Origin of the sequence: Pseudomonas sp. MYb118 (assembly GCF_040947875.1) — a bacterium.
Lineage (GTDB): Bacteria > Pseudomonadota > Gammaproteobacteria > Pseudomonadales > Pseudomonadaceae > Aquipseudomonas.
This window is the reverse complement of sequence record NZ_JBFRXN010000003.1, coordinates 410,038-421,823: the sequence shown is the minus strand read 5'-3', so window position 1 is coordinate 421,823 and position 11,786 is coordinate 410,038. Positions and strand designations below refer to the sequence as shown.

Sequence of the window (11,786 nt, the reverse complement as noted above, 5' to 3'; positions counted from 1 at the left end):
CCGCAGGGGGATCGTTATGCAACGAGTCATCGTGCAAGCGCTGGGAGGGCCTGAGCAATTGGTTCTCGAAAGGGGCTCCAATGTTCAGCGACCCGGTGCTGGTGAAGTGCTTGTGGATGTGGAAGCTGCGGGCGTTAATTTTCTCGACATAAATCTACGAAAAGGATTGGGGGTTCATGCAGTCTCCACACCTTTTACTCCAGGTCTTGAGGGGGTCGGACGCGTACGCAAGGCTGGTGGTAACGTCCCATTCTCAGTAGGCCAGCGTGTGGCGTGGGTCAACGTCCCGAACTCCTATGCAAGCCAGATCGTAGTGCCGGCAGAATTGATTGTGCCGGTGCCAGACTCCTTCAGTGTCTCTCAATCCCTACTGTTTCAAGCCTTAACGGCTCAGTACCTGGCCACAGAATATCGCTCTGTCCAACCAGGTGATCGCGTGCTGGTTCAAGCGGCGGCGGGAGGTGTTGGGCAATTGCTGGTGCAGTGGCTCAAGCATCTGGGGGCTTGGGTAGTAGGTACAGTTTCAAGCGACGATAAGGCCGACGTTGCGAGAGCATGCGGGGCAGATGAAGTCATTAACTATGGCCGTGATTACCAGTTCCTGGATGAGCTATTACTGGTGACCAACGGCAAAGGGGTCGATCTAGCGTTCGACTCTGTGGGAGCTGCTACCTTCGTCAACACCGTGAAAGGGCTTGCGCGAGGTGGGATGGCTGTCTGCTGTGGGATTTCCTCGGGCCCTGCACCTGCAATATCTCCAGCAGAATTAACTACCGCTTGTACGCGCGTCGCTGCGGGATCGGTCTTCAGTTACATCGCGGAGCCGTTGGAGTTCAAGAGGCGCGCTGCCAGCGTCATCGAAGGCATTGAGGCTGGCTGGCTACGTATGCCCAACGCTAAGTCATATGCAATCAGCCGAGCAGCCGATGCACATCGTGATATCGAAAGTCGTCTCACTCACGGCAAGCTCTATCTCTCGCCCTGAGTAAAGCCGGAGTGCTTGTTAGGTGGATTCGTGACTCTTAAATATCCGACCCACTTCGACCAGGAAAAATATCGAAATCACTACGTCACTAGACATTACCTAACTGTTGAGGGAGGAAAGGGCATGACTGCTGAACAACCCGGTTACCTAGTTGGCAATTTTACTGTGATTGATCCGCAATTAATGGCCGAGTACAGCCAAAAGGCAACCCCACTCGTGCAGAAGTACGGCGGGGTCGTTGAAATCATGGCATCCGGCCTCAACCCGGTCGAAGGTGAAGCACAGCCTGTGTTCGTGGTTATTCGCTTCCCTAGCCTGAAGGACGCCACAGACTTCTACCAAGCACCCGACTATGCCCCGATCAAAGAATTGCGGATCAAAGCTACAACTGGCGGATTTCTTTCGCTTATTTCGGGATTACCGATCAACCTGTAAAAGATGGAGCGAGCAATGAATATCATGAATAAATCATTCTCCATTAACGCCGCTGTCAACATACCGGCTATTGGGTTCGGCACCTACTTGATCACCAAGGACGACGTTGCAGCGGCCGTGCGCTCTGCAATTGGAGTCGGCTACAGGCATATGGATACTGCCGCTGTTTACGACAACGAAGCGGGCGTAGGAGAAGGGATTCGAGCAGGCATCAAAGATAACGGTCTCTCTCGTGACGATATCTTCGTAACCACCAAGTTATGGCCAGGCGCCTCGGAATGGGGCGAAACCGCCAAAACCGAAGTGCAAACCCTCGCTGAATGTGAGATGAGCCTTAAACGCCTCGGCCTGGATTATGTTGACCTCTATTTGATCCATTCCCCACATGGCGGAAGCCAGCGCGTCAATCAGTGGCGTGCACTTGTAAAGCTGAAGCAGGCTGGCAAAGTACGCAGCATTGGAGTAAGCAACTTCACCGAGGCCCATATCGAGGAGATTCGAGCAGCCGGCCTACCCATGCCAGAAGCCAATCAGATTGAGCTTCACCCCTGGTCACAAAAGCCGCAACTGATCGCTTACATGAAGCAGCATGGTATTGCTCCTATTGCCTACAGCAGTCTCGCACCGCTTTCCACATGGCGTACCGGGCAAGACAGCGCCAAGCCAGAGGACCTGAAGGCTGGAGACAACTTTTTTGCGGTCTTGGCGGCGAAGTATGGAGTTACTGAGGCCCAGCTTCTCTTGCGCTGGGGCATCCAGAACGGGTACGCAGTTCTTCCCAAAAGCCTAAATCCAGTTCGTATGCGTCAAAACCTCGAACTGGACGGTTTTGCAATCGACGATGCCGACATGGAGGCGATTATCAAGATGGATCGCGGCGGTGGTATCGCTTGGTCCATGGGCGATCCAACAAAAGTGATTTGAAGATATAGCCTCAACAGGGTGTAACAGGCTCGACTCCAAAATGGAGACTTCCTGTTCCCAAGTCGGCTAAGAACTTCCGAACATCTATCCACGCGCCAATACTCACGCATAGTGAAACCTTGGGTGACCTCCATCGGCCTCGACCCAGTGCCATATGGCACTCATACGATGCGGATCAAGGCATCATTGATCTACCGGAGAACGAAAAACACCAGAGCAGCACAGATACTTCTCGGTCACTCCAAGCCGTAAAGCACTGTCAGATACCTCGGTATCGAAGTGGACGACGCGCTTGAGATGGCCGAGCAGACTGAGGTGTGAGCAGGCAATGGCGACGGGCTAGTCATCCCGTCGCTAGCGGCTAAGAGCAGACGCTCATTCTCAGCCGTTTATCTCAGCTATCTGCCAGACGGTATAGCGCTTGAGCATGGGATGCCGTTAACCCGGCACGCTCCAGATTTCGGCGGCTTTGGGAGCTGGCCAGCGCGGTTGCAGCGACCCACTGGCAGCCATGCTTCTTTGCTTGCTCTATTCGGTGAGAAATCAGGGCTCCGTGGCAGCCGTAGCCCCGGGCATCCTTTCGGGTTGCCGCCGTTCCAAGGTAGGTGATGCCATTGCTGGCCAAGTACATCGCAGCCCCTGCTACCACCACGCCTTGCGCTTTCAAGACGTAGATTTTCAGACGTCCGTCAGACATCTGCCCTGCAAAGGAAGCCTGATTCAGCAGCCGATGCTCCGGCTTGGTATGAAAGCCACCCGCATGCACTTCTGCGAATAGAGCCAGAGTATTCGGCGTGACCTCTTCAATTTCGAATGAGTGACGACTCAATACCACTTTTTCAATGGCGCAAACTAATTGCAGATGAGTCCAGCCCCTCAAACGCTCAAGCCGTGCTTCGCCCAAAACAACGCATTGCTCCAACGCCGAAGATTTTCCGATAAGTGGGGTTACAGCCGATCGCTCCGCTGACTCATTGAGCAATTTCAACATGGCCAAGGGATCGCTGGCGATGTCACCGTAGATGCGGTTGAACATTGGGCTAGGCGATGCTTTCACTTGAAAGCACGGAAAGTCCGCGTTGAAAAAAACACGTGCCCCATAAGGATTTCCGCTGATTTCTGCCAGACTCTCAACGCGCGAACGTAAATACTCGCTTTCTGCGGCCTCAATCTTATGAGCCAGTTCAACATCCATGTTCGTTGTCCTACTTCAGAATTTCCTGGAGGGGTAAAGCGCATCGAACAATACGCTTGCGTCCAGGTACGCACCAGTACGAACTCAGCTGTACTATGCACTTTGGGTCTTAAGCCGCCGCCCGCGAACGACGGCAGCTTGAGAGATTTGGCCCCACCTGAATTCGACAAATGCAATCAAGGAAGAATCACCATTGAAAACTGCTCTCGGCGCCTTGCTGCTGATTGGACTGTCTGCCACCACACTGGCTGACACCCACCCCATCGGCTTCTCCACCGCAACCCTTGCGGACCCGCAACGCCCCCTGGATATGGTCGTCTGGTACCCCGCCTCCACCACCGCGCCAGCACAATTGATCGACGACAATCCGGTCTTCGTCAGTGCTTCTGCCGTACGTGATGCGCCGCCTACGTCCGGCGAACATCCGCTGGTCGTGCTTTCCCACGGTTATCGGGGCAACTGGAGCAACCAGATGTGGCTGGCAAGTGCCTTGGCCGAACGGGGCTTCATCGTCGCGGCGGTCAACCATCCCGGCAGCACCACCCACGACCGCAGCCCGCAGGCTGCTGCGCAATTGTGGCAGCGACCGGTTGACCTGCGTCGCGCGATCGAGGCCGTGATCGCGCAGCCGGAGCACTTTGGCTCAGTCTCGCCTGCGCGAATTGCCGTAGTCGGTCACTCGCTCGGTGGCTGGACAGCCATGGAAATCGCCGGCGTCCGTTTCGACCCCGAGCGCTTTGACCGGGACTGCAAGGTCCATGCAAAACTGTCCAGTTGCAGCGTTTACCAGCAAATGAATACTGCCAGTACCCCGCAAGCAAGGGCCCAACTGGCTGCCGACATGCGTTACAAGGCGGTCACGGCGGTCGTTTCGCTGGATCTGGGCTTGTCTCGCGGCATGACTGATACGAGCCTCGCCGCGCTCACCGTACCGACGCTGGTGATTGCCGCCGGAGCGCCCTCCGAAGATCTGCCAGCGCAACTGGAATCGGCCAACCTGGTTAAACGCCTGCCACGGGCTACTACGCGTTATGTCGAGATCAGCGACGCCACCCACTTCAGTTTCATGTCGATCTGCAAACCCGGAGCGATCGAGATGCTCGAGGAGGACGCCCCAGGCGACGGCATCATTTGTCGCGACGGCGATAAGGCGCGTCCACGCGAGCTGATCCAGCAGCAAGTTGTGACGCTGGTTAGCGATTTTCTGGCAACACCAAAGCCATGAACCACCCCGTTTAATTGGAAAACACCGTCGACGCGCACCACGCGGCGCGCCGACAGTGCACGTCTCAGTTGATGTGGTTGCCCACCACCTCGACAATTCGCTGAGCGATATGCTCGACGTGGGTCTCCAGCGCAAAGTGCCCCGTATCCAGCAACTCCACCACGGCATTCGGATTGTCGCGTTTGTAGGCCTCAGCCCCTGGCGGAATGAAGAAAGGGTCCCCCTTGCCCCAGATCGCCAACGTCGGCACCTTCGTATCGCGGAAGAACTGCTGAAACGCCGAGTACAGCTTCAGGTTGTTCTGGTAGTCGTAGAACAGATCGAGCTGAATGTTCTTGTTACCCGGCCGCTCCAGCAGCAGCGCATCCAGATAGTAAGCCTCGGGGGCGATAACATCTGGATTGCTTACCCCTTCCACGTACTGCCAGCGAGTGCCCTCCAGATGCAGGATGGCATCGTTGATCACCTGACGATTGGCCGGCGACGGGTCTGCCCAGTATTGGCGTATCGGTGCCCAGGCGTCCCCCAGGCCTTCCAGATAAGCATTGCCGTTCTGCGAAATGATCGCGCTCACCCGTTCCGGATAGGCCAGCGCCAGGCGCAGGCCGGTGGGCGCGCCGTAATCGAAGAAGTACATCGCATAGCGCTTGAGATCCAGCACATCGACGAACTGGCGAATCGTCTCGCCGATGGCATCGAAGGTGTAGCGGTAATTGCGCTGCGCCGTCACCTCGGTGAAGCCGAAACCGGGCAGGTCTGGCGCGATCAGTCGGTACTTGTCCGCCAGCAGCGGAATCAGGTCGCGGAACTGGTGCGAAGAGCTGGGGAAGCCGTGCAACAGCAACAGCACCGGAGCATCCGGAGCGCCCGCTTCGCGGTAGAAAACCTTCACGCCATCGGCTTCGACGAACTTGTAGGCAACCTGGTGGAATGTAGTCATGGCCCAATCCTCGTGTAACTTGTTAAATTGATTTTTGCCGGTTACTGAAATCCATTTTGCATGATTATTGTAACTGGTCAAATCTTTTTTATAGGTTACAATTCACGTATCGACTCCCTGGAATTTGTCATGAGCACCTCTCCCATCGAACTGCCCAAGCCCTTGATACTTGCCGACCACCCCGCGCTGGACCTGCTGAATACGCAAATGATGGTCGACGGCCAGCGGCGCGACTTGCTTGACAGCGATGCCGATGCGGCGACGTGGCTGGAGCAGATCGGCTTTGGACCGGCGAACGAAATGGCGCTGAGCGACGGGCAATTGCTCGTCCGATTGCGCATGTTGCGCGACTGCATCGAAGACCTGCTCGCCGCTCGCCAGGCAAATCGCGTGGCGGATCCAGCGGCGCTCAATGGCTTTCTGTTGCACGCAGTGCCGCAACTGGTGTGGGATGAAGCGGGCACGCCGCAGCTCGATCGCTTCCGCCAGGGCGACACCGCCAGCCAGCGCCTTGGCCGTCTGGCCTACACCGCCGCCGAGTTGTTGGCCGAGGGCGATTTCACCCTCGTACGCAAATGCGAAAGCGCAGACTGCTCGCTGATGTTTTACGATCGCACCAAGTCGCACAAACGACGCTGGTGCAGCATGGCGCTGTGCGGAAACCGGCATAAGGTCGCCGAGTTCCGCAAGCGGCGTCAGGGGGTTGCAGACTAACGTCGTCGAGGCTGTCCGATCAGTACAGATGCTGTTCGATCCATTGGGCAACAGTGGTCGTTTCGATCTGCCGCTGAGCGTTGTAGCTATCGGCCTTATCCCAGGCGACACCTCTGCCCTCGGCGAATACCGCTCGATACTTGCGCATCGCATCGCCAGGTGCGACCGCCAGCTCGGCCTTGAGCGCCGGCACCGTCCACTCGCTGCGCTCGACCGTTCTGCCTAGGATGCGGTCAACCGTGTCTGCCAGCTCTGCGTAAGTGAGGGTGTCGCCTGCGGTGTAGACCACCTGATTGATCAGCGCCGGGTCGAACAGGATGGCGGCTGTCAGTCGCCCGATATCTTGCGCGGTAGTGACTGTCACGGCGGTCTGCCAACTGCCGAGGGCGCGTACGGTGTTGTCGTCCAGGTCGACGATGCCGAAACTCGGCTCGAACAGGAAACTGGTGAACATGCCGGTGGAAATGATCAGCCACTGCACACGGGCCTGATGACGCAACAGATCGCGCACATCCAGTTGCTCATCGAACAGATCCTGCGGGCTGCCACGGCCGATGACGTCGTAGTCCACACCGAACTGCCAGGGCACATAGCGCTTGATGTCGGACTGCAATGCCGCACGAGCCAGTTTGAGTTGAGTGCCAGCGCCGGCGACGAAGCCCAGGCAACTGACCACGGTATCGAAACCGCTGAATATAGCGGCGAGCTGCGGCTCTGAGTCGTTGACCACATCGCCGGTGACCACCTCGACACCCAGGGTTTTCAGCTCTTCCTGGGTTTGGCGTTTGCTGGCGGACGCAGCGTCGAGTGCCGCTGCGCGCAACATCACGCTGACGTGGGCGGCCGGTCGTTGCGCCAGTTCGCGAAGCACGGCCAGGCCAAGCTCACCGGCGCCAAGAACGAGAATGCGGTCGATTTTTACGCTGGTATTCGCGTGCATCTGTAACTCCCAAAAGGTGATAGGCAAACTGTGTTTTTTATCCTGCCACTATTGGCTACCGCTCAAGAAGAAGGCACACCCGTGATACCGCATGACGAAATGAGTGAAGAAGAGGTGATCCGCCAGTCGCAGGTGGTGTGCGATGCACTCAGCGCCGAGGACGATGGACTCAAGCGCGAAGTGCTGACCCACGCTGGCAATCGCTGGTCACTGGGGATCGTCCATACGCTGGGCGTATCGGGAAAACTGCGCCACGCCGAAATTGGCAGGCGCCTGCCTGGCGTCACCCAACGCATGTTGACCCGCAGCCTGCGGCAACTGGAGCGTGACGGGCTGATCAGCCGCTTTGATCACAACGAGGTGCCGCCACGGGTCGATTACGAGCTGACGGCACTGGGAAGAAGTTTTCTGGCGCGCATGGTGCCGCTGTGGACCTGGCTTCTGGAGAACGCCGAGGGGTTTCGTGACGCAAGAGTACGCTTCGACACTGACAACACAGGTAGAGCGCATCTCTGACCGCTGACATGGACCTGGCCAGCAACCCCGGTTAAAATCCACGTCCCCTCCTCTTCGGCCACTCCTGCCGTGCACCGCCCAGGCGTTAATTCGCGAAGCGGGCATACGAGATGCCGACCTTTACGCGGTCGCCTTGCAATGGCGTACCACTCTTCCGACATCCCGTTAACAAAGATGACTACATGATCATTCGTCAGGGTACTGTTGCGGACTATCCGCTGCTGCTTGACATCTGGTTGCGCGCGGTTCGCGCCACCCACCACTTCCTGCAAGCGTCCGATATCGACGCACTGCTTCCGCAGTTGCGCGACCACTACTTCCCCGCCGTCGAGCTGTGGGTGGCGGTGGATACAGAGGACCGTCCACAGGGTTTTCTCGGGCTCAATGAGAGCCACGTGGAAATGCTCTTCATCGACCCCGACCTGCGTGGCCAGGGTATCGGCAGTGCACTGCTGGACCATGCCCGTAAGTCGCACAAAGTGCTGAGCGTTGATGTGAACGAGCAAAACCCCGAAGCGGCAGGCTTCTACCGGCACTACGGATTCGTTCAAACGGGCCGCTCGCCGCTGGACGGCGAAGGCCGGCCCTTCCCGCTGTTGCACATGAGCTTGCCGGCCTGAGTCGGTGTTGCAGCTCATTCCCGGGATCACGCCCGGGAACGAGCGACCTCCCGTGATCAGGCGCGCCGCGCCATCAACAGCATCGAAGCCGCCGCAGACAACAGGCCGGCACAGCAGCGATTGAAGATCCTCTTGCCCCGAGGCTCTGCGAACCAGCGCCGCATGTGCAGGCCGATGTAGGCGTAGATGCCGATAGCGATCCATTCCAGCAGCAAGAACAATGCCCCCAGCACCGCGAACTGGTGACCGACATCGGCCGTCGGGTCGACGAACTGCGGCAGGAACGCGGTAAAAATCAGGATGGCCTTGGGGTTGCCCGCGGCCACGAAGAACTCCTGCCGTGCCAGTGTCCACTGACCTGCACTCGCCTGCTGCGCTTCGACCTCGGCTTGTGGCGCGGCGCTCCAGAGCTGGTAGGCCAGGTAGAACAGGTACGCCGCACCAATGATCTTGATCGCGTAGAACACCAGTTCCGAGGTTTGCAGCACGACCGCCAGGCCTGCCGACGCCAGCGCAATCATGATCGCGAAGGCCAGCAAGCGCCCCGCGCCAGCCACGCAAGCGGTGCGCAAGCCGTAGCGGGTGGCGTTGCTGATCGACAGCAGGTTGTTAGGCCCCGGCGCCATGTTCAGCGCAAAACAGGCGGGCAGGAATAACGCTAGCGTCGCAAGGTTCATAGGCCGCTCCATAACCATTCAGCGCTGATGCTACAGCGCCCTCGCAGTGCGTGCCATGGCGGCACACACCTTGACTAACCGAAGGTATGAGTATCGTACGGCGCAGGCGGGCTGTTAAATTCCGAAGCCTGAGCAAGACGCTACCCGTAGGTGAATCCGCTTGCATTGGCCTGCGGTCAGTCAAATCCCGCCCGGCGACATCCCCCTGATCAGGCACTGATGGCTGATGGATGCCTCGAATGGCTGTCTGGCGACGGCAGGCTTTCACTGACATTCCAATGCACCCCCACAAGAAAAATCCGTCGGAATGAAAATGGCCCCTTCAGTCACGTCCAGGCACAGTGCATTGATCAATACGCCCCATGTATGGATGCTCAGGCTTGGAGCGGTCACCCTCGCTTTGGTGATTTTTCTGGTCGACTGGCTGACCTCGCTGGATGTGGCCATCGCGGTGCTGTACGTCGCGGTGATCCTGATCTCCAGTGATCTGTTCTCTTACCGGGGCATGCGCACGGTCTCACTGCTGTGCTGCTTGCTGACGCTGGCAGCGTATCTGCTTTCTCACGTTTCTCCCGCCGACGCATGGCAGGCACCGCCCTTCGCACGTTGCCTGGTCAGTCTGGCGGCCATCACCATCAGCGCAATCCTGGCCTTGAAGAGCAAGGCGGCCAAGGAAGCGCTCCAGCAACAGGTGCAGCTATTGCACCGCAGCGAAGCGTGCCTGGCCGGGGCCCAGCGGCTGAGCCGCACCGGTAGCGTCGGCATGAAGCTGCCGGATGGGCGACTGAACTGGTCTGAGGAGGCGCGGCGGATATTCGAGTTCGAGGGGCCCGAGCAGCCCACCCTGCAACAGATGATTTCACGCACTCACCCCGACGACACCGGCGATCTGAAAAAACTGATTGAAGAGGCTTACGCCCACCACGAGTGCCCGGAGGCGGAGTTCAGGCTGCTGATGCCCGATGGCCGTTGCAAGCATGTGCGCATGCTCGCGCAACGGGCGGCTGACTCATCGGGGTGCTGTGAGTACCTCGGTGCCTTGATGGATGTGACCACGGCGAAATGTGCCGAAGAAGCGCTTCACCAGTCCCAATCGCAGTTGGCGCACGTGACCCGCGTCACGATCCTGGGGGAAATGGCGGCGTCCATTGCCCATGAAGTCAATCAACCCCTCGCGGCAGTGACGACCAACGCAGAGGCAGGCTTGCGCTGGCTCAATCGCGAAGAGCCTAACGTTATTGAGGTCTGCGGTGCCATCCAGCGCATCATGAGCGAAGCCCATCGCGCCAGCGAAGTCATTCGTGGCATTCGAGCGCTGTCGCGCAAATCCGAACCGCGGTACTTGTCGATCAATCTCCAGGAAGTGCTACAAGAGGCGTTGCTGCTCACGCGCCGGGAGACCAGACGGCACAAGGTCAACATCGAGTTTCAACCACGGCAAGACGGTTTGTGGGTCCAGGGCGATCGCATCCAGTTGCAGCAGGTCATCATCAACCTGCTGTTGAATGCGTTACAGGCCTTGTCATGCACGCCACCCAGAGGGAGACGACTTTCTATCCTGCTGGAGACGGCGCCGGGTGATGATGTGCGCTTGCGCATTCAGGACAACGGCCCTGGCATCCCTGCGCAGAACCTGCCCAGGCTGTTCAATCCCTTTTTCACCACCAAACCGGAAGGAATGGGCATGGGTCTGTCGATATGTCGCTCGATCATCGAGGCCCATGGAGGACGCATCTGGGCTGAAAGCGAACCGGGGCACGGAGCGAAGGTGTGTTTCTCGCTGCCAGGCCAAGTGCCCGCTTCATCCTGAGGCGGGCGACAGCGCAAGAAGTGGCGCGTCTGGCGCCACTCGCTGTCAGCGCTGATACGTTGGGGTAATCGTCGCTTTGGCCAGAACATTGGCATTGAGCAGATAGCCCACCAACGCCCCGCTGGCCTGAGCATCCAGCGGCAATGAGTCGACCTTCAACGCCCAGACAGTGAACTGGTAATGATGGGGTTTGTCGCCTGCGGGCGGGCAGACGCCGCCGAATCCTGCCTGGCCATAATCGGTGCGCCCCTGGACAGCTCCGACGGGCAGGTTTGCCCCCACACCTCGCGGCAGGCTGGTGACCGTCACCGGCAAATTGGCCACGGTCCAATGCCACCAGCCACTGCCGGTAGGCGCGTCAGGATCGAAAACGGTGATGGCGTAGCTTTTGGTGCCGGCGGGCGGGTTGTGCCAGGACAACTGCGGGGACAGGTTATCGCCCTCGCAGCCAAAGCCGTTGAAGACCTCACGGCGGGTCAGCGGCTCGCCTTGAGCAATGTCACTGCTGGTCAGGGAAAACTCCTGCGCATGGGCGATGAAGGAGACTCCAAGGGAAAGCACGCACAAGATCTGTCTGATTTTCATGGCAACCTCAAGTTGGCGACGGGTGTCGGCCCACTCTAAATCGCCAACCAGAGGCCGACACTCATACTTCAACGCGGTTTTTTCATGCTTTGGTATGGCTGGGCACCTGCTGGTCACCCGTAGAACAATCAAGTTCTCATTTGATAATACTTCCCATTTAACCGCGACCCCTTTATCCTCGCCGCACGCTCCCTCCCCTAGTAGCTGGCATGGACCTGCG

General features: G+C 58.4%; 13 protein-coding genes and 1 pseudogene. 9 read left to right on the top strand and 5 right to left on the bottom strand.

Annotated features, from left to right (window positions below):
• Positions 1-16: 16 nt before the first annotated feature.
• The 4 genes and pseudogenes from ABVN20_RS23360 to ABVN20_RS23345 all read left to right on the top strand — a co-directional run.
• Positions 17-985, top strand: a complete 969-nt coding sequence (locus ABVN20_RS23360) for a quinone oxidoreductase (protein ID WP_368558112.1) — start codon at positions 17-19, stop codon at positions 983-985.
• 123 nt (positions 986-1,108) lie between these two features.
• Positions 1,109-1,420 (top strand): DUF1330 domain-containing protein, encoded by a 312-nt coding sequence (locus ABVN20_RS23355; RefSeq protein WP_368558111.1) that lies wholly within the window; start codon positions 1,109-1,111, stop codon positions 1,418-1,420.
• Positions 1,421-1,435: 15 nt separating this feature from the next.
• Entirely contained in the window at positions 1,436-2,344 is a 909-nt protein-coding gene (locus ABVN20_RS23350; RefSeq protein WP_368558110.1) for an aldo/keto reductase, read from the top strand.
• A gap of 18 nt (positions 2,345-2,362) precedes the next feature.
• Positions 2,363-2,665 (top strand): annotated as a pseudogene (locus ABVN20_RS23345) (tyrosine-type recombinase/integrase); the annotation flags it as partial.
• A gap of 73 nt (positions 2,666-2,738) precedes the next feature.
• Here the strand turns inward: ABVN20_RS23345 and ABVN20_RS23340 are convergent.
• Positions 2,739-3,539 carry a GNAT family N-acetyltransferase gene (locus ABVN20_RS23340; protein ID WP_368558109.1) on the bottom strand — a complete coding sequence of 267 codons (801 nt, stop codon included), beginning with the start codon at positions 3,537-3,539 and terminating at the stop codon, positions 2,739-2,741.
• A gap of 193 nt (positions 3,540-3,732) precedes the next feature.
• Here ABVN20_RS23340 and ABVN20_RS23335 point away from each other — a divergent pair, with 193 nt between their 5' ends.
• Positions 3,733-4,764, top strand: a complete 1,032-nt coding sequence (locus ABVN20_RS23335; RefSeq protein WP_368558108.1) for an alpha/beta hydrolase family protein — start codon at positions 3,733-3,735, stop codon at positions 4,762-4,764.
• 64 nt (positions 4,765-4,828) lie between these two features.
• Here ABVN20_RS23335 and ABVN20_RS23330 read toward each other — a convergent pair whose 3' ends face one another.
• Positions 4,829-5,704, bottom strand: coding sequence for an alpha/beta fold hydrolase (locus ABVN20_RS23330; RefSeq protein WP_368558107.1), 876 nt, complete (start codon positions 5,702-5,704; stop codon positions 4,829-4,831).
• Between the two features lie 129 nt (positions 5,705-5,833).
• Here ABVN20_RS23330 and ABVN20_RS23325 point away from each other — a divergent pair, with 129 nt between their 5' ends.
• Positions 5,834-6,418, top strand: coding sequence for an ABATE domain-containing protein (locus tag ABVN20_RS23325; RefSeq protein ID WP_368558704.1), 585 nt, complete (start codon positions 5,834-5,836; stop codon positions 6,416-6,418).
• 19 nt (positions 6,419-6,437) lie between these two features.
• On the opposite strand, the gene ABVN20_RS23320 is transcribed toward ABVN20_RS23325, so the two are convergent.
• Positions 6,438-7,358, bottom strand: a complete 921-nt coding sequence (locus ABVN20_RS23320) for an aromatic alcohol reductase (protein WP_368558106.1) — start codon at positions 7,356-7,358, stop codon at positions 6,438-6,440.
• Positions 7,359-7,457: 99 nt separating this feature from the next.
• On the opposite strand from ABVN20_RS23320, the gene ABVN20_RS23315 reads away from it, so the two are divergent.
• Together ABVN20_RS23315 and ABVN20_RS23310 are read left to right on the top strand one after the other, a co-directional pair.
• Positions 7,458-7,874, top strand: coding sequence for a winged helix-turn-helix transcriptional regulator (locus ABVN20_RS23315; protein WP_368558105.1), 417 nt, complete (start codon positions 7,458-7,460; stop codon positions 7,872-7,874).
• Positions 7,875-8,056: 182 nt separating this feature from the next.
• On the top strand, positions 8,057-8,494 hold the full coding sequence (locus ABVN20_RS23310; protein ID WP_368558104.1) for an acetyltransferase: 438 nt from the start codon (positions 8,057-8,059) through the stop codon (positions 8,492-8,494).
• A 56-nt stretch (positions 8,495-8,550) separates the two neighbouring features.
• Here the strand turns inward: ABVN20_RS23310 and ABVN20_RS23305 are convergent, their stop codons facing one another.
• On the bottom strand, positions 8,551-9,171 hold the full coding sequence (locus tag ABVN20_RS23305; protein ID WP_368558103.1) for a LysE family translocator: 621 nt from the start codon (positions 9,169-9,171) through the stop codon (positions 8,551-8,553).
• Between the two features lie 346 nt (positions 9,172-9,517).
• Here ABVN20_RS23305 and ABVN20_RS23300 point away from each other — a divergent pair, with 346 nt between their 5' ends.
• Positions 9,518-10,981 carry an ATP-binding protein gene (locus ABVN20_RS23300; RefSeq protein ID WP_368558102.1) on the top strand — a complete coding sequence of 488 codons (1,464 nt, stop codon included), beginning with the start codon at positions 9,518-9,520 and terminating at the stop codon, positions 10,979-10,981.
• Positions 10,982-11,026: 45 nt separating this feature from the next.
• Here ABVN20_RS23300 and ABVN20_RS23295 read toward each other — a convergent pair whose 3' ends face one another.
• Positions 11,027-11,566: a kinase inhibitor gene (locus ABVN20_RS23295; RefSeq protein WP_368558101.1), complete on the bottom strand. Its 540-nt coding sequence runs from the start codon at positions 11,564-11,566 to the stop codon at positions 11,027-11,029.
• Positions 11,567-11,786 lie beyond the last annotated feature (220 nt).